A 25,181-nucleotide genomic window follows, 5' to 3' on the forward strand; every position below is an offset into this window, starting at 1 on the left:
TGTCACAGAAGCCGGTTAAGATCAGCGATCATGCTGACAAAAGCAGATTTTACGGTCTGTTGCACGACTTGGCAGGGCGTTTACGGGAAACGCCCTCCCTTGGAATAGACCGCGCGCGATGTATCAGCAAGGAGGCAAGATGTCGCTGTGTTTGACTATCACTAGTTATCACAAGATTACCCCTGGGCAATGCTCTGAAAAGTCCATGGATCAGGGCGTGATGGCTATTGGCCGCAATTCCGACAATGACTGGGTATTACCTGATCCAGAGCGGTTAGTCTCCTCGCAGCATTGCGTGATTCAATACAAAGATGGCCGTTACTATCTGACCGATAACAGTACAAACGGAGTGGAGCTGGTTAACGCCGGCATCCGGATGCGTAGAGGGAACAGCGAGCCGTTGCAAGATGGCGAGTTGATCCGCATCGGCGATTACGAGATCCAGGCGCGTATCGACTTCAACGTGCAGGCGCTTGATAGCCAGCCGTTCAGCGGCGATTCGGCGAACAGTTTTGAAGCGCTGATGGGCGCGGTGGCGAACAAGCCTGCACCTGTACCTGCGCCTGTGATCGCGCCGCAGTTCCAGGGCGCCTCGTCGATGGACACGCTGCCGGACCTGTTCGACTTCCTCACCCCGACCACCGTGCCGCCGCCAACCGTGGCGGACCACGTACCCAGCGAGCAGCACGATTTTCGTCCGCCAACGCCGGTCGCGGTGCCTGTGGTCGAAAAGCCCGCAGTGGCAGGCTCGGTGATTCCTGAAGATTGGGACTTGTTCGGCGACACGCCAGCGCCAGTCGTAGCAACTCCCCAGCCGGTTGCACCCGTTGAACCGCCCCTCGCGCCAATCATGCAGCCGGCCGCCCGGGACATTTCCTCGCAGCCCGACCTGCTCCAGGCGTTCCTGCGCGGCGCCGGGCTGGACCAACTGCGCCTCGACAAGGCTCAAGCCGAAGCGCAAATGGAAAGCATCGGCCGCAGCTACCGCCTGATGGTCGAAGGCCTGATCGACGTGTTGCGTGCCCGCGCCAGCCTCAAAGGCGAGTTCCGCATGCAGCAGACGATGATCCAGCCGGCTGAAAACAACCCGTTGAAATTTGCGCCGAATGCTGACGAAGCTTTGTTGCTGCTGCTTCGTCATGGCAACCAAGCGTTTATGGCGCCGGACGTTGCCGTGCGCGACAGTTTCGATGACCTGCGCGCCCACCAACTGGCGGTGATGGCCGGTGTGGAAGCGGCGATCAAACACCTGCTCACACGTTTTGAACCGGCACAGCTGGAAGAGCGCATGGGCAAGCCCGCCGGGCTGTCGAGCCTGTTCAACGGTTCGCGCCAGGCGCAGTACTGGCAGCAGTTCACCGAGCTCTACAGCAATATTTCCCGTGAGGCCCAGGAAGATTTCCAGGACCTGTTCGGTCGCGAATTCAGCCGGGCATACGAAGAACACAGCGCACGACAGCGACGCTAAAACGCGCCGCAATAATGGATAAAACGGATAGCTAAGTACGTCATTGAGGACGCAGGATGATTCCCAGGTTTTTACTCGCAGCCGCCACCGCGCTGCTGCTGACGGCGTGTGCCAAGGACGCGGTCAAACCCGAGGCTGCCGCTGAAGCCGAGGCGGGTACTGCCGCCGTCGAGCTGCACTTTCACGCCATTGCCGGGCTAAACCCCGGCGCCAACGGCCAGGCCGCTCCGGTACGGGTGCGCATTTTCGAACTGAAAAATGCCGCCACCTTCAGTCGGTCCGACTACTTCGCCTTGGCCGATCGCGCGCAATCCACCCTTGGCCTGGACCTGCTGGACCAGGATGAAGTGATGATCCAGCCCGGCCAGCAATTGAGCATCCAGCGCGACCTTGACCCCTCCACACGCCAGATCGGTTTGTTGGTGGGCTATCGCGAGCTGGACCGCGCGCAATGGCGCACGGTGCTCACTGTTCCGGCGCGCCAATACACCGAATATCAGATCAGCCTCGATGTGCGTGCCGTGCGCGCCGACGTCGTGGTTCCCCCATCCAGCCCTGCCCAATAAGAAACCCTCGGAGCCCCCATGTCCTGGAACAATCGCGTGGTCTGGTCGGAAGGCATGTTCATCGGAACGCAGCACTTCCAGCAGCATGACCGTTACCTGGAAAACCTCATCGACGCGCGCAGCCGCCCGTTGTCCGCCGGTGCCTGGGGCTTTTCCGAGTTGCTGATCGATCAGGGCCTGCTGGCCCAGGGCAAGCTGGCGATCGTGTCGGCGCGTGGCCTGTTGCCCGACGGCACGCCGTTCAACATTCCCCAGGACGACCTGGCGCCGAGCCCGCTGAATATCGACGACAACCTGCGCGACGGCCTGGTGTACCTGGCCTTGCCGCTCAAGCGCGCCGGTGCGCGAGACACGGTGGATGAAGGTGAAGCGCTGGAAGCGGCGCGCTACGTAAGCCAGGTGCGCGAAGTGCGCGACGACAACGCGCCGTTTGAAAACCGCGCACCAGTGGCCGTGGGCTCCCGAGCGCTGCGCCTGTTGACTGCGCAGGATGGCATCAGTGACTACGCCGCCATCGGCCTGGTGCGCATCAAGGAAAAGCGTGCCGACCGCGCGCTGGTACTCGATGACACTTACATCCCGCCGGTGCTGGACGTGGCCGCGAGCAAACCACTGACTGCCTTTCGCAGCGAACTGCTCGGCCTGCTGCACCAGCGCGGCGAAGCCCTGGCGGGCCGCGTGGTCGCCTCGGGTGCGGGTGGTGCTTCGGAAATTGCCGACTTCATGCTGCTGCAATTGGTCAACCGGGCGCAGCCGCTGATCCAGCATTTGAGCCAGTTAAGCCCGCTGCACCCTGAGCGGCTTTTCAGCGAGTTGGTGAGCCTGGCGGGTGAGTTCGCCACGTTTTCCACCACGGGCCGGCGCCCGCAGGAATACCCGCAATACCAACATGATGACCTGGCCCTGAGCTTTGCCCCGGTGATGGCAGCATTGCGTGAAGCCTTGTCGATGCTGATCGACAGCAAAGCCACGCCGATCCCTATTGTGGAAAAAGCCTACGGCATCCACGTGGCCATGCTCGCCGACAAAACCCTGCTCGACAGTGCCAGTTTCATCCTCGTGGTCCGCGCCGACGTGCCCGGCGAAACCCTGCGCGCACGCTTCGGCCAGCAGAGCAAAGTCGGTTCGGTGGAGCACATCCGCGACATGGTCAACCTGCAACTGCCAGGCATCGGCCTGCTGCCGTTGCCGGTCGCGCCACGCCAGATCCCCTACCACGCAGGCAGCACCTATTACGAGTTGGACCGTGGCAGCGAGCACTGGCAGCAACTGAACAACTCCGGCGGGTTTGCCTTCCACATCGCCGGGCAGTTCCCGGGCTTGAACCTGGCCTTCTGGGCGATCCGAGGATAATTGGCGATGCATCCCAATGATGATGACCGCACTCAGTTCATGCCGCGTCCGGGTGGCCGGGAGCCTGCTCCCGCACGTGCGGAACCGGCGCCTTTGTCGATGCCGGCCGCGCCGATCCTCACCGGCAAAAGCCAAGGCCTGAACCCGTTGGAAAGCGCCGCCGGGCCGCTGCTGGCGTTGTTGACGCGCCTGCGCAACACCATCGCCCACCCAGCGCCGGCCAGCCTGCGTGCGCAGTTGCTGGCCTACCTGCGCCAGTTCGAAGAGCGTGCTGAAGCCGCCGGTGTGGCGCGCAACGAAGTGCTGCTGGCGCGTTACGCGCTGTGTACGGCGCTCGATGAAGCCGTGCTCAGCACGCCCTGGGGCAGTACCAGTGACTGGGGCAAGCAGAGTTTGTTGATCACCGTGCACAACGAAGCCTGGGGCGGTGAAAAGGTCTTCCAGTTGCTCGACCATTGCCTGCAAAGCCCACGCGAGCGGTTGTACCTGCTGGAGCTGCTGTACCTGTGCATGTGCCTGGGTTTTGAAGGCCGCTACCGCGTGATGAATGACGGTCGCAGCCAGTTGGAAGCCTTGCGTGAACGCACCGCCGCAGCGATTCGCAGTGCGCGTGGCGAGCACGAACGCGAGCTGTCGCCGCATTGGCGCGGGGTGAGTGTGGCGCGTGATCGCCTGGCGCAATTCATGCCGCCGTGGATCGCCGTGGCCATCGGCCTGGCGTTGCTGCTGGCGTTACTGTTTGGGTTGCGCATGAAGCTGGCGTCGGATGCGGAACCGGTGTTCAAGAATATCCATGCCCTGGGCGAGATTCCCGTGCAGGCCATCGACCGCCCGGTGGCGCAACCTAAAGTCATCGAACGGCCGCGCCTGGCCGGCTTCCTGGTGGAAGACATCAAGGCGGGCCGCGTGGCGGTGGAAGACAAGGTCGACCGTTCCGTGGTGACGATTCGCGGCGATGAGCTGTTCGCGTCTGCCAGCTCCAGCATCCGCGATGACTTCGAGCCGCTGATGCTGCGCATCGCTGACGCCATCCGCAAGGTCAAGGGCCAGGTCCGCGTGACCGGCCACAGCGACAACCGCCCGATTGCCACGCTGCGTTTCCCGTCCAACTGGGCATTGTCCGAAGCACGTGCCAAATCGGTGCTGGAGATTCTGGCGGCCAAGACCGGCCAGGCGGATCGCTTCAGTGCCGAAGGCCGCAGCGACACCGAGCCGGTGGCGACCAACGCTACTGCCGAAGGCCGTGCCCGTAATCGTCGGGTTGAAATCACCGTATTGGCGGAGGGCGTCGAGTGAAGGCGTTTTTCAGTTTTATGATTCGCTGGGTGATCCCCGTACTGGGCCTGATTGCCCTGAGCCTGATCATCTGGTTTGTGGGGCCGTTGCTCGATGTGCTGGTGCCGGAAGGGCGGCGCTGGGCGCTGATCATCCTGGTGTTTGCGCTGTGGATCGCCTACCGCGTAGTGCGCATTATCCAGGCGCGCCGCCAGGCCGCCGAAGTGATGCGCAGCCTCGCCGCCGAAACCCCGGCCGACCCCAACAGCGTCGCCACCGCCGAAGAGTTGTCGACCTTGCGCCAGCGCATGGACGAAGCCCTGGCATTGTTGAAAAAGGCCAAGCTCGGTGGTGATGAGCGCCGCAATCTCTATGAGCTGCCGTGGTACGTGATCATCGGCCCGCCGGGTTCGGGCAAGACCACCGCGCTGGTCAATTCCGGCCTGCACTTTCCACTTGCTGCACAGTTGGGCGCCGGTGCGGTGCGCGGTGTTGGCGGCACGCGTAACTGTGATTGGTGGTTTACCGACCAGGCCGTTTTGCTCGATACCGCCGGCCGCTACACCACCCAGGACAGTAACTCCACAGTGGATAAAGCTGCGTGGTTGGGCTTTCTCGATCTGCTGAAAAAGCAGCGTTCGCGTCGCCCGATTGATGGCGCGTTTATCGCCATCAGCCTCTCGGATCTGCTGCTCGGTACGGATGCCGAACGCGCCGCCCATGCGGCCGCAATTCGCCTGCGGATCCAGGAGCTTTACACCCAACTGGGCGTGCGATTCCCGATCTACCTGATGCTGACCAAGCTCGACCTGGTGCCGGGCTTTATGGAGTTCTTCGACAACCTGAGCAAGGAAGACCGCGCCCAGGTGTGGGGCATGACCTTCGCCCTGGACGACGGCAAAAACAGTGACAGCCCACTGGCCCATCTGCAAAGCGAATTTGCCGGTCTTGAGCAGCGCCTGAACGAACGGCTGGTGGAACGCCTGCAACAGGAGCGTGACCCGGCGCGGCGTGACCTGATCTACGGTTTCCCGCAGCAGTTCGGCGCGTTGAAAGATTGCCTGCAAAGCTTCCTCGAAGGCGTGTTCAAACCCAACGCCTTCGAAGAGCGCGTGTTGCTGCGCGGTGTGTACTTCACCAGCGGCACCCAGGAAGGCAGCCCGATTGATCGCCTGATCGGCGCCATGGCCCAGAGCATGAACCTGGACCGCCAGCACCTGGCGCGACAGAGCGGCACCGGGCGCAGTTATTTTATCGAAAAATTATTCACCGCCGTGGCGTTTGCCGAGCGTGGGTTGGTGGGTGTAAACCCGAAAGTCGAGCGCCGCCGCAAGTGGATTGCACGCGGTGTGCTGGCAGCTACCGTCGCCTTGGTGGTGGTGGTCAGTGGCCTGTGGTGGGTAAGTTATCGCGCCAACCAGGCGTATATCGCCCAGGTTGATCAGAAGGTTGCGCCGCTCGGCCAGACGGTACAGAACCTCAGCCCGGCGCAGCGTGAAGTGCTGGCAGTGTTGCCGCTGCTCAATGCGGTGAAGAACCTCGCGGGCGATTCGCCGAGCTGGTCCGAAGGCCTGGGCCTGTATCAGGGCGATATGCTTGAAGCCGAATCTGCCAGTGTCTACCGCAAGCTGTTGATCGCCGTGTTCGCGCCACGCCTGGTCACGCGCATCGAAGAGCAACTGCATGGCGGCGGCAATTCCGACTTCCTTTATGAAGGCCTCAAGGCCTACCTGATGCTCGCCGACAACGAGCACTACGACCCGGACTTCATCAAAGCCTGGGTCGCCCTGGATTGGGACCGCAACCTGCCGCGTGACCTGCCGGCCGATCAGCGCCAGGCGTTGAACGGGCACTTGCAGGCGCTGTTCGACCGCCACCCGCCGAATGCGCGGCTGGACCCACGCTTGATCGATGACCTGCGTCGCCAACTGCAACAGCTGCCGGTGGCGCAACGCGTGTACGACCGGGTCAAGCGCCAGAAGCTGCCCGAGGGTATCCCCGACTTTCGCCTCAACGAAGCCGCCGGCCGCGATGCCGCGCTGGTGTTCAGCCGTAAAAGCGGCAAGCCGTTGGGCGAGCCGTTGAGTGGGTTCTTCACTGCCAAAGGCTATCGTCAGGCCTTCCTGCTCAGCAGCCTGAACCAGACCGGCACGCTCGCGGAAGAACAATGGGTGTTGGGCCGTGAGCAAGCCGATCAGCAGAACGTGGTAAGCCTGGCCGCCGACGTGCGCCGCCTGTACTTCCAGGACTACCAGCGCCAATGGGACGCTTTGCTCGCGGACATCGACTTTGTGCCGATCACCAGCGTGGCCCAGGCGGCCGATGTGCTGCGGGTGATTTCCGGCCCCACTTCGCCGCTGAAAAAGCTGCTGGTAGCCGTAGCCAAGGAGACCGACCTGCAAGCTGAAGAACGCCAATTGGCCGCCAAAGGCGTGCCGGTGGAAGGCGGCGTCGACAAGCTCAAGGAGCGCCTCGGCAGCCTGCTCGGCCAGGAGCAACCAAGCGCTAATGCACCGCAAGCGGCGGACGATCCGGTGACCGCGCACTTTGCCGAACTCAATAGCATCGTCAGCAAAAACGAAGGCGAACCGGCGGCCATCGACGGCCTGCTGGCGGACATGAACGCGCTGTATGTGCAAGTCAGCGCCATGGTCGGCGCCAGTGGCGACGCCTTGCTCGGCGAGGCCAAGAACCAGGCGGCGGCTGCGGCCACGCGGGTCAGCTTGAATGCCGAACGCCAGCCCCCGCTGGTGCAGGGCATGGTCAAGTCGGTGGTCAACTCCACCACCAACAGCATGATGGGCGGGGTGCGTAACCAGCTGAATGCGGCGTGGGTGAGTGAAGTGGTCAACGTGTATCGCCAGTCTCTGGCAGGCCGTTATCCGATGTCGCCGGGCAGCGCGCGGGACGCCACGCTGGATGACTTCGGCCAGTTCTTCGGCGTGGGCGGGGTGATGGATAACTACTTCCGCAAATACCTGCAGCCTTACGTGGATACATCCACGCAGACCTGGCGCTGGCAGCCGGGCGCGGCGCAAAAGCTCGGGATTGCACCGGGCGTGCTGCAAACCTTCCAGCGTGCGGCGGCTATTCGTGACGCGTTCTTCAGATCGGGGGGCACCCAGCCGATCGTGCGTTTCGAGCTCAAGCCGGTGTCGATGGACCCGACCATCACCCAGTTCCTGCTCGACCTCGACGGCCAGCAACTGAGCTACGACCACGGCCCAAGCCGCCCGGTGGCGATGCAATGGCCCAACCCCGGCAGCATTGGCGTGGTGCGTATTTCGATCATGCCTCCGTCAGCCAGTGGCCGTTCCGGCGTGACCCTGGACGGCCCGTGGGCGTGGTTCCGCCTGCTGGAGCAATCGGACCTGAGTGCCGGCAACTCACCGGACCGTTTCAACCTGCGTTTGCGGGTTGATGGCGCGAGCATCGCCTACGAGTTGCGCGCCAACAGCGCCTTCAACCCGTTCAAAAGCCGCGTACTCAGTGGCTTCAGCCTGCCGGAGCGGCTATGACCACGCTAGGCTTCTACGGCAAGTTGGCCAGCCGCGGCGACTTTGTCAGCCGCGCCTTGCCCCAGAGTTTTATCGGCCCGTGGGACAGCTGGCTGGCCGCCGGTTTGCTCGCCAGCCAGAACAGCCTGGGCGGCGATTGGCTCAACGTCTATCTGGTCAGCCCGTTGTGGCGTTTTGTGCTGGCACCGGGCGTGTGCGGGCCGGACGCTGCGACAGGTGTGGTGATGCCGAGTATTGATCGGGTCGGGCGCTATTTCCCGTTGGCCGTGGTGGCGTTGCTTGATCACGACACTAACCCGGCGTCATTGGTGGGCGGCCCGGATACGTGGTTTGAGCAGGCTGAAGAGCTGTTGCTCAGCACCCTGGATACTGACGCCACGTTCGAACGTTTCAACGATGGCGTCGACAGCCTGGGCCTTCCGGCCAGTGAGCAACGCGCGGTCGACAGTCGCTTCGCGGGCCTGCAACGGGTCGCCGCCACTGTGCCCCACAGCCGCATGACCGCACTGGCCGAGCAGGCCTGTGAAGGTGCCAGCCTGTGGTGGGGCCGTGGCTCACAACGTATTTCACCCGGTTTATTGCGGTGCCAGGGTTTGCCGGCTGCCGGCGATTTTGCGCAGTTTTTGCTCGGACAAGAAGGTGTGGTGTAGATGGGGGCGACGTTTAAATCCGCGAGCAAAAGCCATGTGGGCATGGTGCGTCAGGTTAATGAAGACGCGTGCCTGGACCTGCCGGAAAACCGCCTGTGGGTCGTGGCCGATGGCATGGGCGGGCATGCGGCCGGTGATTACGTCAGCAGCCTGATCGTCGACAGCCTGCGCAATGTGTCGGTGGGGCGCTCACTGGATGAATACTCGGCTGCCTTGCGCAATGACCTGATTCGCATCAACGCCACGGTGCGCGAAGAAACCGCTAACCGTGGCGTGAGCATGATGGGCAGCACTGTGGTGGTGCTTGCCGCACGTGGCCTGCGTGGCGTGTGTTTATGGGCCGGCGACAGTCGCCTGTACCGCCTGCGCGAGGGGCAGCTGGAGAGCATTTCCCGTGACCACAGCTACGTGCAGGACCTGCAAGACAGCGGCCTGCTCAGCGAAGCCGACGCGCGCGTGCATCCCCGTGCCAATATTGTCACCCGCGCGGTGGGCGTGGAGGCCCAGCTGGAAGTGGCGGTGGCTGACCTGTTGATTTCCCCCGGCGACAGCTACCTGCTGTGCAGCGATGGCCTTAACAAGACCGTTGAAGACCATGAGATCCGCGAAGTGCTGGGCCATGATGCGCCGGATGAAATCGTGCGCAGCCTGGTGCACCTGGGGCTCAATCGCGGCGCGCCGGACAATATCACTGCCATTGTCGTGAAGGTCTCGCCATGAACATTGTGATCCCGGGCTACGACATCGAAGGCGAGATCGGCGAAGGCGCCATGGCCAGCGTGTACCTGGCGACCCAGCGCTCGCTGGAGCGCAAGGTGGCCTTGAAGGTGATGGCCGCGGCGCTGGCGGCCGACCCGAGCTTCTGCGAGCGCTTCCTGCGCGAGGGCAAGACCCTGGCGCGCCTGTCGCATCCGCACACGGTGACCATCCATGACATCGGCAATGTCGGTGAGCTGTACTACATGGCCATGGAATACCTGCCCAACGGCACGCTCAAAGAGCGCATCGCCGCCGGCCTGACGCCGGAGCAGGGCGTGACGCTGATTCGCCAGATCGCTTCGGCGTTGGGCTATGCGCATGCGCAGGGTTTGGTGCACCGCGACGTCAAACCGGCGAACATTCTGTTTCGCGCTGACGGCACCGCCGTACTGTCGGACTTCGGCATCGCCAAGTCCCTGGACGATCGCACCCAGTTCACTCAAGCCGGCTTTGCCGTGGGCACGCCGAGCTACATGAGCCCGGAGCAGGCGCGAGGCCAGGAAATTGATGGCCGCGCCGACCTGTATGCGCTGGGCGTGGTGCTCTACGAAATTCTGGTTGGCAAGCTGCCGTATAACGGCACTGATGCGCTGTCCACTGCGCTGGCACATCTGACCGAGCCGCTGCCGGAACTGCCGGTGCACCATGGCCGTTATCAGGACGTGCTGCGCAAGCTGTTGGCCAAAGACCCCGCCGAGCGTTTTCCGGATGCGGCGGCGTTGCTGCGTGCGCTGGACCAACTGCCCGCAGACTCGCCGGAAGCCACGTTGGTACGGCCGTTACCGATTCCGCTGAGTTTTGACTTGGCCGGAATGACGCCGGTGTCCATCGACATTCCGACCGACAAACCCCAGCCGCAACCGGTGCGTCAGCCGGTGGTGACGCCGACGCAACACCGCGCCGTGTCCGAACAGCGCCGTGGCCCGGTGCTGGCCCTGGCCGCCGTGGCCGTGGCGGTGGCACTGGCCATTGGTGGCGCCAGTTACTGGTGGCTGAGCGGCAGCGATGAACCTGCCAAACCGCCTGTCGCCGTGGTGCCCAAAACCTCACCACCGCCGCAGGTAAAGCCGGCAGTGGCTGAGGCGGATGGCGGCCAGCGGCCGTTGCTGATGGCGGGCAAAAAGACCTTGTTCCAGCGCGTGCTCAGCAAGCCGGGCGCCAAGCTCTCCCATGATGCCGGTGGTGCAGCAGGCGAAGCTCTGCCGGCGTTTTCGGTGCTCTATGTTTACCAGCGCAAAGACATCGACGGCAGCCCGTGGGTGCGCGTCGGCGCCGCTACCGATGGGCGCAGCGATGGGTGGTTGCCCGCCGCTCAAGTCAGCGACTGGAAGCAAAGCCTGGTGCTCAAGTTCACCGAGCGCTCGGGCCGCGCGCCGGTGATGTTCCTGCGCCAACCGGCTGAGGTGGAAAAGCTGTTGGCTGATCCCGCCGCCGCCAAAAACGTGTTGGCCAAGGCGCAGAAGAACCACGAAGACAATCAACAGGTGCTGGCGCTTGAGCCGACGGCCAGCGCCGTGCCGCAAAACCAGTTTTACCTGCTGCCGATTTTTGACTCCAAAGAGAGCTTCGACGAAAACGGCCAGCCGGTGCAGTTGCTCAATGTGGCGTCCATCGACCCGGGCAGCGCGGCGGCCAAGCCGGCTACCAAAGCGATCGCTGCAGACGCTTTCCGCACGGCGGTGGTGTTGGTGGTCGACACGACGGTTTCGATGCAGCCTTACATCGACCAGGTTCGCGATGTGGTGCATGAGTTGCAAACCCGCATTGCCGAGCGCGGCGAGCTTGATAGCGTGAGCTTCGGGCTGGTGGGGTTTCGCAACAGCATCAAGAAAACCCCCGGTTTGGAATACGTCGCCAAGACGCTTATTACCCTTGATCAGGGGCGCGACCCGCAACGTTTCCTCGACATGGCGCGTCAGGTCAAAGCGTCAACGGTGTCCAGCCATTCGTTCAACGAAGATGCATTTGCCGGGGTGATGCAGGCGGTCGATGGCATGGACTGGTCCGGCTACGGCGGGCGCATCATTTTGCTGGTCACCGATGCCGGCGCGCTGCGCAAGAACGACCCCTTCGCCGCCACCCAGATGAACGAAGCCGAAGTGCGTCAGGCGGCACTCGGCAAGCAGATCAAGATTTACGCCCTGCACCTGCGCACCGATGCCGGCAAGAAAACCCACGCCGGTGCCGAAACCCAGTACCGCGTGCTCACCGCCGACGCCAATCCGCAGATCGGCGACCTTTACACGCCGGTGCCTGGTGGTGATGTACACAAGCTGGGCGAGCGGGTTGATGAGATTGGTACAGTGTTCGCCAACCTGGTGCACCAGGTTCGCAGCGACACACCGCAACCGGTGCCGCTGCTGAGCAGCGCGCCGAGCCTGGCGGACAAATCCGCAGCAGTCGGCTACGCCATGCACATGGACTTCCTTGGCCGTAAAACCGCGAGCCAGGCGCCGCAACTGGTCAGCGCCTGGACCGCCGATCGCGACCTGACCAACCCGGCGCTGCCGGCGTTCCAGGTGTGCGTGATGCTCACCAAATTGCAGCTCAACGACCTGCAGCAATCGCTGAAACTGATCGTGGATGCCGCGCGCAAAACCCAAACATCGCCCAAGGATTTCTTCCAGGAAATTGCCAGCGCTTCGGCCTATATGAGCCGTGACCCGCAGGCCCTGCGCAAGGGCGGTAACCTGGCCGATGGCGGCCTGCTCGGTGAGTACCTGGAAGGCCTGCCGTACCGCAGCAAGTCGCTGAACATGACCCAGGACTTGTGGTTGTCGCTGAGTGTGGCCGAGCAGGAAGACTTTATCGACGAGCTGGATTCGAAAATCCGCCTGTATGAAACCTTTCACAATGATGTGGCCAACTGGGTCCGTTTCGGCGATGCCGAGCCGGGCGATGCGTTGTACCGCGTGCCGTTGTCGACGCTGCCGTAATGCTGAACTTGAGCGCGGTACACAAAAGCCGGGGCACGGGCAGCCAGCGTTACAGCCTGGTGATTCCGGCCTTGCAGCTGCGTGCCGGTGAGCAACTGGCGATTGTCGGGCCCAGCGGCTGCGGCAAAAGCACGTTGCTGGATTTGCTCGCGCTGGTGTTGGCGCCGGATCAGGCCGGTCAGTTTGAATTCGACAACACCGATATCGGCGGGCTATGGCGTGCCGATCAGCAATCTACCCTGGCTGCGCTGCGCAGCCGGCACTTGGGTTATGTGCTGCAAACCGGTGGCCTGCTGGGTTTTCTCGATGTGCGCAGCAATATCGCCTTGTCGCGGCAATTGCTGGGTTTGAAAGATGACGGCAGCGTGGCGCGCCTGGCGGGGCAGCTGGAGATCAGTGACCAGTTGGCGAAGAAACCGGCGGACCTGTCGGTAGGCCAGCGCCAGCGCGTGAGTTGCGCCCGTGCCCTGGCCCATGCGCCGCAGCTGGTGCTGGCGGATGAGCCGACCGCGTCGCTGGACCCGCTGAATGCCGAGCGCGTGATGCAGGCGCTGCTGGCCCAGGCCCGCGAACACCGTGCCGCCTGCGTGATCGCCACCCATGACGAACCCCTGGCCCGCGCCAGCGGCTTGCAGGTACGGCGCATCGGTTGCCGCCGCGACCCTGACGGCGGCGTCACGGCCACGCTCGGGGAGGTGTGCTGATGCGCATCGGCGTGGTGGCCTCGCTGGCCTGGCGGGATTTCCGCAATGATGCCTGGCTGTCGGCCTGTTCGGTGCTGGCGCTGGTGGCGGTGATCGCGCCGCTGCTGGTGTTATTCGGCCTGAAATTTGGACTGGTTGGCAGTTTGACCGAACGCTTGGAGACCGATCCGGCCACCCGTGAAATTATCCCATTGGGCGGTGGGCGATTCAGCAGCGAATTTATTCGGCAGCTGGGTCGGCGCAGCGATGTGGCCTTTGCCGTGCCGCGTACCCGGCAAATTGCGGCGACCGCGCAGGTGGGCACACTGGCGTTGGAAATGCTGCCGACGGCGGCGGGTGACCCGTTGCTCAGTGGTTTGCCGATGCCCAAGGGCCTGGACCAGATCGTGCTGAGCCATACCGCAGCCGAAAAGCTTGCGGCGCGGCCTGGGGATTGGCTTGAAACCCGCTTTGCGCGGCAAGTGGCGGGGCGTGTCGAGGCCCAGCGCACCCGCTTGCAAGTGCTGGCGGTGTTGCCGTTGGAAGCCTTCGCCCGTGACGGTTTGTTTGCTGATTTGGGTTTGCTGGAAGCAGCGGAAGATTACCGCGATGGCCGTGCCGTATTGGCGTTGGGCTGGGACGGGGATGCGGTCGGGGTGAGCGAGCAGCGTGTGTACCCGGCGTTTCGTCTATACGCGCGCACCCTGACTGATGTGGAGCCGCTGCGGGTGTATTTCGCCGGGCAGAATCTGTTGGTGTCGACCCAGGCACAGACCATCGCCCAGGTGCAGTCGTTGAGCCGCAACCTGTCGTTGGTATTCTGGATTATTGCCGGGCTGGCCTTGGTTGGGGCGTTTGCAGCGATCTTCGCCGGGGCGCTGGCGGCGGTTGCACGCAAGCGGCGGGAATTGTCGGTGCTGCGCCTGTTGGGGTTTTCCACCGGCGCACTGTTGTTGTTTGTGGTGTTGCAGGCGCTGTACAGCGCAGGGTATGCCGCCGTGCTGAGCGCCGGGCTGTATGGCCTGGCCGAGGCCGCTTTGAATAAACTATTTGTGCAGGGGGCGGGCGAATACGCCAGTCACCTGTTGGCGCGTCACTACGCCCTGGCCCTGGTCGCAATCCTCGGCGTCAGCGCCGTGGCGGCGGCCTGCGGCGGTTGGCGAGTGGCGCGTATCCAGGCTTCTGAAGGAATCAGAGATGTATAAGTTACTGGGCGCCTGTGTGGCACTGAGCCTGGCCTCGTTGGCCTGGGCCGATGAAGCGAGTGACAAACTTGATAACCCCAAGCCGTTGGCGGATGACGTGAGCCTGCCGCTGCCCTGCGAAGGCAACATGGTGTTCCGCTACGCCTACGTGTTGGCCCAAGGCACGCTGGATGACCGCGAGATCAGCCTCGGTTATCCCTTTGCCGAAGGCGAGGCGGGTTATCAGCAGTCGTTTATTTCCGGCTACCGTCGCGACTTTATCAACGGCCAGTTCACGCTCAAGGATTTGCCCAAGGGCTGGAACACAGTCATCGCGCCATTGATGCCGAAAACCGACGCCAAGACGCCGCTCAAGCCGATGCTGTATTTCATCGGCAAGTACGAAGTGACCGCCCGCCAGTATGCGCAGGTGATGTCCCAGGCACAGTCGCTGGCCAGCGGCGAGCCGGCACCTGCGTGTGATGCACCGACCGGCATGGCTGCGCGCCTGCCCAAGGTGAAATTGTCGCGCTTTGAAGCGGAGCGTTTTTCGGCGGTGTACAGCGCCTGGCTGATGAAGTACCACCGTGAGCTGCTGCCGGTGAGCGGCCGCGGCTCTTCTGCCGATGACGGCGGCCTGGGTTTTGTGCGCCTGCCCACCGAAGTGGAATGGGAATACGCCGCACGCGGTGGCCAGGCGGTGAGCCGTCAGGAACTGGAAGGGCGGTTGTTCCCGCGCCGCGTCGAAGGCAGCGAAAGCGATGGCCCGCTGGGTGACTACGCAGTGTTCAACCAGGTCGCTGGCGGCACTGGCCAGGCAGCGCGCTTGATGCCCATCGGCACCAAATTGCCCAACCCTATCGGCCTGTTCGATGTGATCGGCAACGCGGCGGAAATGGTCCAGGAATCCTTCCAACTGGTGCACGCCGGGCGTCGTCAGGGCACCTACGGTGGCTTCGTGGTCAAGGGCGGCAACTACCTGGAAGGCGAGGGCACGCTGTTTACCGGTATGCGCCGCGAGTACCCGTTATTCGCCGCTGACGGCACCGAGCAAAGCAACGAAACCACCGGTTTTCGCGTAGCGATCGGCGCGCTGTCGGCGCCGCGTTCGCGCTACAAGGAGCTGTTCGCCCAGTGGCAGAAAGAAGGCCGCCTGGCTTCGCTGACTGACGCCATCGATGACGCCCAGGACCCAACCAAGCGCCTGGACAGCATCATCGCCGCCAGTGTCGACCCAAAACTGCAAGCCGAACTCGGCCTGGTCAACGAAGAGCTCAAACGCAACGTCTCGTTGATCGCCCAGCAGCGCGAAGAAGCCGCGGGCAACCTGATCCAGTCGGCCGCGTTGGTGGCCGAGACCATCAGCAATTACAACATCCGCCTGGCCAACCTGCAGAAGAGCCGCCAACAGGCCAAAGACAATAAGGATGAGGCCAGCGCGCAACTGTTCGACATGGCCATCACCAATGGTCGCAGCGCCCTCGACGGCGCGGTGGCGATTTACATCGACAACCTGGCCACCGGCACGCGTTACACCGATGCGGTGATCCAGGCCCAGTTTCAAAGGATCAAGGAAGAGTTGGATCGCAAGCCAGTGCTCGGCAAGAGCCTGGTGACGCGCGCGACACTGTTCGTTCGCCATGTCGGCAACTACCGCAAGCAACAGCGGGCCGACCCGGCAACGATCTTGAAGGAACTGCTCGCAGCGAGCGGTCAGCGGTCTTGACCGTTGGTTGTGCGGCGAGCTTGGAAGGGACTCAGTCGGCGGTGGGCCGTGCTGGGCAAGTCAAACTTAACAGAGAACACACCTATGCTTTTTTCCCGTAAGGCGGTTTCCAAGCGTCACCTGCTGCTGATCGCAGCCGGTTTCAGCACCGTGTTGACCGGTTGCGCCACGTCGCCGGCCTCCAAGGTCGCGTCGAGCACCAAGGTCGAGTACTACCCTAACTGCTACGAGCCGGTGCAGCACCTGCGTGCAACCGATTCGAACATGACCAAGTCGGTCGTGACGGGTGCCGCCCTGGGCGCAGCCGGCGGTGCATTGCTGGGAGCATTGACCGGCGACTCCGAAAAGCGCGGCCGTAATGCCGCCATCGGTGCAGCGGGCGGTGCCCTGGCGGGTGGCGCAGCAGGTTATTACACCGAGCGTCAGAAGCAGATCACCGATGACAACCAGCGCATCGCGTCGTACTCCACCGACTTCAACAAGAGCGCCTCTGACATCGACCGCAGCACCGCGTATGCCAAGGCATCCCAGCAGTGCTACCAGAGCGCGTTCACCAAGCTGGTGAATGATCGCAAGGCCAAGACCGTCAACGACACTGAAGGCCGCAAACGCCTGGCGGAAATCGTGGCGGGCTTGAAAGAGTCCAATGACCTGATCGTTGCCGTGAACGGCAAGGCCAGCGAAGACTTGAACAACTACACCCAGGCTTACGAGCAAGACCTGAAACAAGTGGGTGTGCAGCGTGCTGACGTGGTGACCGTGGCCCAGGCCGACACGACGCCGCAGGTGGTGCCGGCGAAGAAGGGCAAGACGCCTGCCAAAGTCGCCAAAAAACCGGTGCTGCCAACCGTGCCGAAAGAAGCGGTGACCACCGAGAAGAGCATTCAGACCGTGCAAACCAAGCAGGCTGAAAGCAAGCAGGTGGCCAGCGCCGGTAAGGCGCAGATCGAAGGCACCTGCCGCGATCCGAACCTGGCCGACTGGGCGCCAGTGCCGTGCCCTAACGTTTAAGTAATATTGTTGCTATAAGCGTTAAACGCCTGCCGATCTCCTGCTAAAGCGCGAGATCGGTGGCGTTCTGCCGGTAAATCGTTACACTGCTGCGGCCACTTAATAAATACACTGAGGCTGTGTGCATGAAATTTCGTCTTCTGCTGTGGGTGCTGGGCCTGATGATGGGCAAAGCCAGCCGCACCAATCCTGCCTTTCAGCAACAGCTGGGTGACAAAGACCTGGCGTTCCAGTTGCAGACCCTCGACGGCAAGGTTGCCCGTCACTTCATCGTCAAAGACCAGCGCATCACCAGCCGTTCAGGTGTTCACCCGTCGCCCGCGTTTGCCATTGCCTTTAAAGATGCCGCCTACGGCTTCGCCACGATGCAGGCGAAAAACAAGCAACTGGCGTTCATGACGGGGATTCAGGACAAGTCGATCCAGATCAAGGGCAACCCGGCGCTGGTGATTTGGTTCCAGGGGCTGACCAAGTATTTGAAGCCGCGTAAAAAGACAATACGTTAGTTCTTGTCGGTGTTCAGGGCAGCGATTGCCCCGAACGCTTGTTTCCAGGAAAGGTATTTTTATTCACGAATAAGTTTTGTTTTAGTTCGCTTGGAAATGTGCGCTGCAGTATCTCGACCCTTGAGGGTAATCTCGCTACCGATACTGTCTGAATAAAGATTGATCTTAACACTTGCTTCTTTGTTTACCTGGATTTTAGCGTTTCCTGCCCGAACCTCAATGTCTACTTCGCCTGCGCGAGCGAATATCGTGTCACGGAGTCCCGATGAGCGTATGTGAGTGTTTCCTGCGTTGTGCGTGGGTATATCGGTGGTAAAAAAGTTTTCTCCGCCTTCACCGTGAAGTTCGCTTTTGCCACTGCCCGCAAACAGTCTATCATTGCCGTTTCCGCCCTTTACATAACCTCCCCCGGTGCTGAGTTGTACGTGATCATCGCCGTCTGCTGTGTCCACGTTGGCAAAGCCACCACCTGTTTGTACAAAGTCGTCGCCGGCTCCGGATTTTACGTTAGCGGTGACCCTAACGTCGTCGTCGATCGTTATACGATCTTTGTAGCGGCCTGTGGTGATGTTGAGGGTGCTGCTGCCAGAGTTTGGAACGTCCAGCGCATGTGGTCTTCCATTTATAAAGGCAACCAGTCTTCCGTCGAGTTCTTTTTTAATTCTGATGTCGGCCTGGTTTTCAGTGACGCTAATAGAGACGATGTGACCGCTTGAATCGCGATCATGTACGATCTTTACAAAATTTTCTTGCGGGGGTTTGGGCTGTTGAGATAGTGGAGGAGAAGGCGTAAATGAAAAGGGCGAAGTGACGTTCATAAGAAACTCCAGGTACGGATTGGGCACATTCGCTATGTGGGTCGGAAGGGGTGATCAGTTCAACGTTATATGTTGCTGCATATATTAACTTCAAGTTGTTACGGTGAGGCGCGAGTTTAAAATATAAAACTATTGTTCGCTTTTCTTGCATTGGAAAAATCATATCGAGAGGGGGTCGATCTCATGTTTATTTCAGGGTCGAACCCTGTGCGAAGGCGATATCAATGGCATATCGTCTGCGGTGTCCTGCTAACGCGAGTCTTTCAGGCAGACCGAGTTGTATTCATCGCAGGCAAGCCAGCTCCCACAGTTGACTGCATTCCAACGCTGGAACGCGGTCAGGTGTGGGAGCTGGCTTGCCTGCGAAAGCTATGCAGCAGGCGGCAGACTTATCCCTGGCTGAACTGGGATGCCAGCTCGCGCAACAGCACTTCGGCATCCAGCACTTTACCGACCACTTCTTCAGCCTTTTCCCGGCTCAGGCCCAGGCGTTCCAGCAGGGCGTCCGGGATGGCTTCATCCGGCCCGGAACCAATCCCACGGCTGCGCAGCAGGCGTACCGCCAGGCACACCAGATTCGGGTATTCGGCATATTGCCCGTCATAGGTCGGGTCGTGCTGGAAGCGCAGGGCGGTGGACAGTTCGTCCGGCATATCCCAGTAGCGCATCAGCCAGGCGCCGATCTGCTCGCGGCTGATGCCCAGCAGATGCTGTTCGACATAGCTGTGACACAGGTGCGGGTTGACCTCCAGGTGACGGCAGATCAGCGAGAAGTGTGGCGGGAACACATGGGCCAGCAGCAAGTAGCCGAAGTTGTGCAGCAGGCCGGCGAGGTACGTCAGGCCGGCTTCCGGGCGCTGGGCGCGGGGCATGGCGCGGGTCAGGCCTTCGATCACGGCGGCGGTGTAGATCGACTGGTGCCAGTACGGCGTGGACTGGTGCGGATGATCCTTGGGCAGGCTCAGGGTTTTGCCCAGGGCCAGGCCCAGCGCCAGGTTGATCACCAGGTCAAAGCCCAACACGCGCACGATGGCGTCTTCGACTGAACGAATCTTGCCCGGCGAGGCGTAGTACGGCGACGCGGCCCAGCTCACCACTTGGGCCGCAAGGGCCGGGTCGGTTTCGACGACGCTGGTAATGTCATCGATGGTGGCGTTGGGGTCGACGCGCAGCTTGATGATTTTCTGTGCGGTGTCGGCCAGTGGTGGAATCTCGATAGTCGCTTCCAGACGCTGCTGGATACGACGTGCGGTGAACGCTTGCATCGCCTGGGTGATTTCCTCGCGGTCATCATTGGGGCGGTCGAGGTTGGGGCGGATGTTGCTCAGCGGTTCGCCGAAGTGCCCGGCACTGGCCTTGGTGAGCATGCTCTTGAAATCGCTGCTGGCGATTTCCAGCAGCAGCCCGGCTTCACCGGAGTGCACCAACAAGCTTGGCTCGCTGAGCAGGCTGCCTTCGTACAGGCATGGCGAGCTGGTCAGCGCCGGCAAGCCCGGCAACAGGCTCAAGTCGTGCTTGGCCAGCATGCGTTCGATGCGGTCCGGCGACACGGCCGTGAGGCGGCGGCCGGTGAGTTCTGCCAAGCGGTTGAGGTCGAGTAACTGGCTCTGGGGGAACAGCACCATGAGTGCGCCCACGGCATCTTCCAGCAGCACCGCCTGGACCTTTTGTGCGGGATTCAGGCCGGCGTGTTCGGTCACTTCCGTGTAAGGGATGGCGAGCTTTGCGAGCAGAGCCCGAATGACCGGCGGGGCGGTCAGTGGGGCTGTGGCGAGGGCGACTTCTGACATGGCCTGATCCAATTTCTTACAGTCATTGGAGTATAACCAGCTTGATACACCTGTTGGTTGGATAAGTGAGTCAGGCGTCACACTTGGCCGTATTGCTGCCCGTGCCTGAGCCAGCGATCCAGCAAAGGGCTGACGTGCTCCGGCCAACGCTCCAGCAGCGCTTGCGCCGCATCACGCACGGCAGGCAGCAGGTCGGCATCGCGCATCAGGTCGGCGACCTTGAATTGCAACAGGCCGGTCTGGCGGGTGCCGAGCATTTCACCGGGGCCGCGCAGTTCGAGGTCTTTTTCGGCGATGATAAAACCGTCGTTGGTTTCGCGCATGATGCCCAGGCGCTGACGGCCGATCTGTGACAGCGGCGGGTGGTACAGCAGCACGCAGTGGCTGGCGGCGCTGCCCCGGCCGACACGGCCGCGCAGTTGGTGCAGTTGGGCCAGGCCCAGGCGTTCCGGGTTTTCGATGATCATCAGGCTGGCGTTGGGCACGTCCACGCCGACCTCAATCACCGTGGTGGCCACCAACAGTTGCAGGTTGCCAGCTTTGAACTCGGCCATCACCGCGGCTTTTTCCGCAGGCTTCATGCGCCCGTGGATCAGCCCGACCTTAAGTTCGCCCAGAGCGCTGGTGAGGTCTTCAAAGGTGGTTTCGGCGGCCTGGCAGGTCAGTTCTTCGGACTCTTCGATCAGCGTACACACCCAGTACGCCTGACGGCCTTCGGCGCAGGCGCCGCGCACGCGCTCGATCACTTCGACGCGGCGCGTGTCGGTGACCAGCACGGTGTTGACCGGGGTGCGGCCGGGCGGCAGCTCATCGAGGATCGAGGTGTCGAGGTCGGCGTAGGCGCTCATCGCCAGGGTGCGCGGGATCGGCGTGGCGGTCATGATCAACTGGTGCGGGTTCATGCGCCCGCCCACGCCTTTCTGGCGTAACGCGAGACGCTGCTGCACGCCGAAGCGATGCTGTTCGTCGATGATCACCAGCGCCAGGTTCTTGAACTGCACTTCGTCCTGGAACAAGGCGTGAGTGCCCACCACCATCGGTGCGCCACCGGCGATCTGCTCCAGAGCGGCGGCACGCACCTTGCCCTTGAGCTTGCCGGCCAGCCACGCCACTTCCAGGCCCAAGGGTTCGAGCCAGCGCTTGAAGGTGATGAAGTGCTGTTCAGCGAGGATTTCGGTAGGCGCCATCAGCGCCACCTGGTAACCGGCTTCCAATGCCTGCAAGGCGGCGAGGGCGGCAACCACGGTCTTGCCCGCGCCCACGTCGCCCTGGATCAGGCGCAGCATCGGTTCATGCTGGCTGAGATCGTAGGCGATTTCATTACCTACCCGTTGTTGGGCGCCCGTCGGCGCAAAGCCAAGGTTGGCCAGGTATTGGGCGGGCAGGCGCGTGGCCTTGGGCATCGCCGGCGCGCGCAGGGAGCGCATGCTTTCGCGCAGGCGCTGCTGGGACAGTTGGTGGGTCAGCAGTTCTTCGAAGGCCAGGCGATGCTGAGCCCAGTGATGGCCCAGTGCAAGTTCGTCGACGTCAGCGTCGGCGGGTGGGTTATGCAGGTAGCGAATCGCATCGTCCAGCGGCGCCAGTTGATAGTCGCGCGCCAGCTCCAGAGGTAGCCAATCGGGCAGGCTTTTGGGGCCGAGCATCGTCAGCGTTTGCATACACAACTGGCGCAGGCGTTGCTGGGTCAGGCCTTCGGTCAGCGGGTAGATCGGTGTGAGCGTGGTGTCGACCGGCGGCGGCTCGTCACCGGTGATGGCACGGTATTCCGGGTGATAGATCTCCAGGCCCGATGCGCCGGGGCGCGCTTCGCCATAGCAACGCACGCGGGTACCACGCTTGAGGCCGTCCTTTTGCGCGTTGCTGAAATGGTAGAAGCGCAGGCTCAGGCCGCCCGTGCCGTCCTGCAGGCGCACGACTAAACTGCGGCGCTTGCCCATGACCACGTCGGCGCCGCTGACCGTGCCTTCGACCACCGCATCCTGCCCAGGGCGCAAGTGGCCGATGGGCACGACGCGTGTGCGGTCCTGATAACGCAGGGGCAGGTGGAACAGCACGTCCTGGAGGTTTTCCAGGCCGACCTTGGCCAACTTCTCGGCCATGGCGTCACCGACACCTTTAAGTGCCGTCACCGACACCTGCGACAGCTCAGTCATACGTTTGCTTAGCTCGCAGCAGGCGGTTTGGCCACCGAACACAGGCGGATCGAGTCGGCGAGGATCTCAATGGCTTTCGGGCGTGGGAAGCTCGCGCGCCAGGCAATCGCCACGGTACGGAACGGCACCGGTGGCGTCAGAGGGCGCACTTCGATCACGCCGGGAGCGTAGTGATGGCTGTCCACCGCCGACAGCGGCAGAATCGAAATGCCCAGGCCGGACGCGACCATGTGCCGGATGGTTTCCAGGGAGCTGGATTCCACGGTGGTGTGCTTGGCGCCGTCGTTGCCCTTGGTCAGGGTCGGGCAGGCTTCCAGTACCTGGTCGCGGAAGCAGTGGCCTTCGCCCAGCAGCAACAGGCTCTTGTCGTTGAGCAGGCCGGCGTCGATGGTGTCTTTCTGCGTCCACGGGTGGGAGGCCGGCATCAGCACGTAGAACGGCTCGTCGTAGAGCGGCAGGGTCAGCACGTCTGCTTCGTTGAACGGCAGGGCGATGATGATCGCGTCCAGCTCACCGTTGCGCAGTTTGTCGCGCAGTACGTGGGTAAAGTTTTCTTCGATATACAGCGGCATCTGCGGCGCAACGCGGTGCAGTTGCGGAATCAGATGCGGGAACAGGTACGGGCCGACGGTGTAGATGGCGCCGACTTTGAGCGGTGCGGTCAGCTGGTTCTTGCCGGCCTGGGCCAGCTCGCGAATGCTTTGCGCTTGCTCCAGTACCTTTTGGGCCTGGGCAACGATGCCTTCGCCCACCGGCGTGAGGCGCACGGCGCTCTTGCTGCGCTCGAAAATCAGCACACCGAGTTCGTCTTCAAGCTTTTTCACACCCACCGACAGCGTCGGCTGGCTGACATGGCAACGCTCGGCCGCGTGGCCGAAGTGCTGTTCTTGGGCGAGGGTCACGATGTAGCGTAATTCTGTAAGAGTCATAGCGGGCGTCCATGAGGTTGCGGGCCAAGCATACCGGCTGCAATCGATAGACGCACGTTATCAGACACTGTGGTGTTTACGACACCCGGTAATCGGGTGTCGTAAGTAAGCGCTTAATTCTGTGGGTACTTGAAGGTGAAGGTTTCGGTGAAGGGAGACCACCATTCCGGTACGCCGGTTTCTTTGTCGACGTGATGGAAGAAACCTTTGATCTGCGGGCTCTCGTAACGCAGTACCACGGTGTAGGTGCCGGGGCCGTCCATCTTTACGTTGTTGGCGTAGTGGGCGCCGTCTTTGGCGACCATCGGCAGCAGGGTGCCGATTTCCTTGTAGTCCGGCGCGCCTTGCTTGACCAGCGAGTAACTGATGGTCAGGTACGGCACCCATTCACCGTTGGCCAGGCCGTATTTGTTGTCGGCGGTGGCGTGGACGTCGGTTTCCAGGTGCACCGAGTCCTTGCTCATGACCATGCCCGGCGGCATCGGCGCCATTTCGATGCCGACCAGGTAGGAGGATGCGATTTCCATGTCGTTGGCCTGTACCGGGCCGCCAATCGGATATTCGCGTGCCTGTGCCAGGGTCGACATGGCCACGGTGCCGGCCAATAGCAGCGCGGCAGCCAGGGGTTTGCTCAGGTGTTTCATTGGGTAGCTCCTTGGGAGGTGGAACGTGAGTGAATCAATCGGCTGCCCATCACCAAGAGCAGTAGCGTGGCGACCCAGGCAACCAGCTGCACACCCAGCGGTCGATCGGTGTAGCCCACCAGCGCTTGCAGCGCCCTGCCGGTGAGACTGGCGTCGGACACCAGCCAGGAGGTATCCCAGAGCTGATAGCCCCAGGCAGGAATCAGGTCGATGCCGGCAAGGATCGCGGCGGCGCGCCCGGCCATTCCGGCGGCGAGCAGGGCAATCATCCAGGAGGTGATCGAGAACAGGCGTTTCAGGCTGATGGCGACCAGGCCGCGATACAGCAGCCACGACAGCGCCGCGCCGGCAATGATGCCGAGCACGCCGCCGACCAGCATCGTCAGCGGGTCGGTCTGGGTCGAGGCGGTAATGCCGTAAAGGAACAGCACTATTTCCGAGCCTTCGCGCAACACTGCCACGGTGATCACCACGGCTAATGCCCAGAGCGATTTCTCCCCACGCAGCACCGCATTGCCGGCGCTGCGCAGTTGCGTCGCCAGTTCGCGCCCATGGGTGGCCATCCACAGGTTGTGCCAACCGAGCATGAGGACCGCCACGATCAAAATCGCTGCGTTGAAGATTTCCTGACCAAACCCTTGCAGCGCTTGGGTGATTGCACCAGTGAACAGCGCAAGCAGGCCGGCCCCGAGTACGCCGGCTGCGACTCCGCCGCCAATAAACAGGCCGCGGCGTGCCAGGCCCTGAGTGGCGGCCATGATGATCCCGACCACAATCCCGGCTTCCAGCACTTCACGAAACACGATCAATAGACACGCGAGCATGGGCTACTCCTTCGGCGCGACGGCGGTGACCGTGCCTTTGGCCTGGTCTGGGTGGTAGTCATCGAAAAAGGTGTAGGTGCCAGGGTGCAGCGGGCCGGCGAAAACCGTGATGGTGTTGCCGGGGACGATGATTTTCTCGAACTTCATGTCATAGCTTTCGAACTCATCCACGCTCTCGTCATGGCTGGTGAGTTGAATACGAAAGCGTTCGCCCGCCGGCACTTCGAAACTTGAAGGGGTGAAGGTGTGGTTTTGAATGTTTAGCGTGACCAGGCGATCCGCATGGGCGGCGAGCGGAAACGCGAGCAGGGCGATGGTCAATCGGGCGAGGTTGGGCACACCGGATATCCACTAATGAGAACTATTCGCGGATGATTGGCATTGTAAT

Annotated in this window: 20 protein-coding genes; 13 read left to right on the forward strand and 7 right to left on the reverse strand. The window is 62.2% G+C overall.

Annotation, left to right across the window (positions count from 1 at the left end; all coding sequences use genetic code 11):
• Window positions 1–139 precede the first annotated feature (139 nt).
• The 13 genes from tagH (at window position 140) to BLV67_RS16630 (ending at window position 17,635) form a co-directional block, all read left to right on the forward strand.
• Window positions 140–1,468 carry a type VI secretion system-associated FHA domain protein TagH gene (tagH, locus tag BLV67_RS16570; protein WP_069787142.1) on the forward strand — a complete coding sequence of 443 codons (1,329 nt, stop codon included), beginning with the start codon at window positions 140–142 and terminating at the stop codon, window positions 1,466–1,468.
• A gap of 56 nt (window positions 1,469–1,524) precedes the next feature.
• Window positions 1,525–2,034: a type VI secretion system lipoprotein TssJ gene (tssJ, locus tag BLV67_RS16575; RefSeq protein ID WP_065931921.1), complete on the forward strand. Its 510-nt coding sequence runs from the start codon at window positions 1,525–1,527 to the stop codon at window positions 2,032–2,034.
• Window positions 2,035–2,052: 18 nt separating this feature from the next.
• Window positions 2,053–3,387 carry a type VI secretion system baseplate subunit TssK gene (gene tssK, locus BLV67_RS16580; protein WP_065931920.1) on the forward strand — a complete coding sequence of 445 codons (1,335 nt, stop codon included), beginning with the start codon at window positions 2,053–2,055 and terminating at the stop codon, window positions 3,385–3,387.
• A gap of 6 nt (window positions 3,388–3,393) precedes the next feature.
• The gene (locus BLV67_RS16585; protein ID WP_069787141.1) at window positions 3,394–4,683 is read left to right on the forward strand and encodes a DotU family type VI secretion system protein; all 1,290 of its coding nucleotides are present in this window, start codon (window positions 3,394–3,396) and stop codon (window positions 4,681–4,683) included.
• Window positions 4,680–8,180, forward strand: a complete 3,501-nt coding sequence (gene tssM, locus BLV67_RS16590) for a type VI secretion system membrane subunit TssM (RefSeq protein WP_069787140.1) — start codon at window positions 4,680–4,682, stop codon at window positions 8,178–8,180. Before BLV67_RS16585 ends, tssM begins: the two co-directional genes overlap by 4 nt.
• Window positions 8,177–8,830: a type VI secretion system-associated protein TagF gene (tagF, locus tag BLV67_RS16595; protein ID WP_065931917.1), complete on the forward strand. Its 654-nt coding sequence runs from the start codon at window positions 8,177–8,179 to the stop codon at window positions 8,828–8,830. The genes tssM and tagF overlap by 4 nt, the downstream gene beginning before the upstream one ends.
• Window positions 8,831–9,550 carry a PP2C family protein-serine/threonine phosphatase gene (locus tag BLV67_RS16600; RefSeq protein WP_056860853.1) on the forward strand — a complete coding sequence of 240 codons (720 nt, stop codon included), beginning with the start codon at window positions 8,831–8,833 and terminating at the stop codon, window positions 9,548–9,550. It abuts the gene before it with no gap.
• Entirely contained in the window at window positions 9,547–12,525 is a 2,979-nt protein-coding gene (locus BLV67_RS16605; RefSeq protein ID WP_069787139.1) for a serine/threonine-protein kinase, read from the forward strand. The genes BLV67_RS16600 and BLV67_RS16605 overlap by 4 nt, the downstream gene beginning before the upstream one ends.
• Window positions 12,525–13,229, forward strand: a complete 705-nt coding sequence (locus tag BLV67_RS16610; protein ID WP_069787138.1) for an ABC transporter ATP-binding protein — start codon at window positions 12,525–12,527, stop codon at window positions 13,227–13,229. Before BLV67_RS16605 ends, BLV67_RS16610 begins: the two co-directional genes overlap by 1 nt.
• The gene (locus BLV67_RS16615) at window positions 13,229–14,413 is read left to right on the forward strand and encodes an ABC transporter permease (protein WP_069787137.1); all 1,185 of its coding nucleotides are present in this window, start codon (window positions 13,229–13,231) and stop codon (window positions 14,411–14,413) included. The genes BLV67_RS16610 and BLV67_RS16615 overlap by 1 nt, the downstream gene beginning before the upstream one ends.
• Window positions 14,406–16,118 carry a formylglycine-generating enzyme family protein gene (locus tag BLV67_RS16620; RefSeq protein ID WP_065931913.1) on the forward strand — a complete coding sequence of 571 codons (1,713 nt, stop codon included), beginning with the start codon at window positions 14,406–14,408 and terminating at the stop codon, window positions 16,116–16,118. The genes BLV67_RS16615 and BLV67_RS16620 overlap by 8 nt, the downstream gene beginning before the upstream one ends.
• Window positions 16,119–16,202: 84 nt before the next feature.
• Entirely contained in the window at window positions 16,203–17,129 is a 927-nt protein-coding gene (gene tagQ / locus BLV67_RS16625; RefSeq protein WP_065931912.1) for a type VI secretion system-associated lipoprotein TagQ, read from the forward strand.
• Window positions 17,130–17,254: 125 nt separating this feature from the next.
• On the forward strand, window positions 17,255–17,635 hold the full coding sequence (locus BLV67_RS16630) for a helicase (RefSeq protein WP_065931911.1): 381 nt from the start codon (window positions 17,255–17,257) through the stop codon (window positions 17,633–17,635).
• A gap of 59 nt (window positions 17,636–17,694) precedes the next feature.
• On the opposite strand, the gene BLV67_RS32550 is transcribed toward BLV67_RS16630, so the two are convergent.
• The 7 genes from BLV67_RS32550 to BLV67_RS16665 all read right to left on the reverse strand — a co-directional run bounded on the left by BLV67_RS32550 (window position 17,695) and on the right by BLV67_RS16665 (window position 25,132).
• Window positions 17,695–18,453, reverse strand: coding sequence for a hypothetical protein (locus BLV67_RS32550; protein ID WP_139114127.1), 759 nt, complete (start codon window positions 18,451–18,453; stop codon window positions 17,695–17,697).
• Window positions 18,454–18,842: 389 nt separating this feature from the next.
• Complete coding sequence (locus tag BLV67_RS16640) at window positions 18,843–20,243, reverse strand: aminoacyl-tRNA deacylase and HDOD domain-containing protein (protein WP_069787136.1); 1,401 nt, start codon at window positions 20,241–20,243, stop codon at window positions 18,843–18,845.
• Window positions 20,244–20,320: 77 nt separating this feature from the next.
• The gene (gene recG / locus BLV67_RS16645; protein WP_065931937.1) at window positions 20,321–22,396 is read right to left on the reverse strand and encodes an ATP-dependent DNA helicase RecG; all 2,076 of its coding nucleotides are present in this window, start codon (window positions 22,394–22,396) and stop codon (window positions 20,321–20,323) included.
• An 8-nt stretch (window positions 22,397–22,404) separates the two neighbouring features.
• Window positions 22,405–23,325 (reverse strand): hydrogen peroxide-inducible genes activator, encoded by a 921-nt coding sequence (locus BLV67_RS16650; RefSeq protein WP_015886540.1) that lies wholly within the window; start codon window positions 23,323–23,325, stop codon window positions 22,405–22,407.
• A gap of 113 nt (window positions 23,326–23,438) precedes the next feature.
• Complete coding sequence (locus BLV67_RS16655) at window positions 23,439–23,969, reverse strand: iron transporter (RefSeq protein WP_069787135.1); 531 nt, start codon at window positions 23,967–23,969, stop codon at window positions 23,439–23,441.
• A complete protein-coding gene (locus tag BLV67_RS16660; RefSeq protein WP_069787134.1) occupies window positions 23,966–24,793 on the reverse strand; it encodes an FTR1 family iron permease in 828 nt (275 codons plus the stop codon). Before BLV67_RS16660 ends, BLV67_RS16655 begins: the two co-directional genes overlap by 4 nt.
• A gap of 3 nt (window positions 24,794–24,796) precedes the next feature.
• Window positions 24,797–25,132: a cupredoxin domain-containing protein gene (locus tag BLV67_RS16665; RefSeq protein WP_176727922.1), complete on the reverse strand. Its 336-nt coding sequence runs from the start codon at window positions 25,130–25,132 to the stop codon at window positions 24,797–24,799.
• Window positions 25,133–25,181 lie beyond the last annotated feature (49 nt).

It is taken from the genome of Pseudomonas salomonii (assembly GCF_900107155.1).
Taxonomy (GTDB): Bacteria; Pseudomonadota; Gammaproteobacteria; order Pseudomonadales; family Pseudomonadaceae; genus Aquipseudomonas; species Aquipseudomonas salomonii.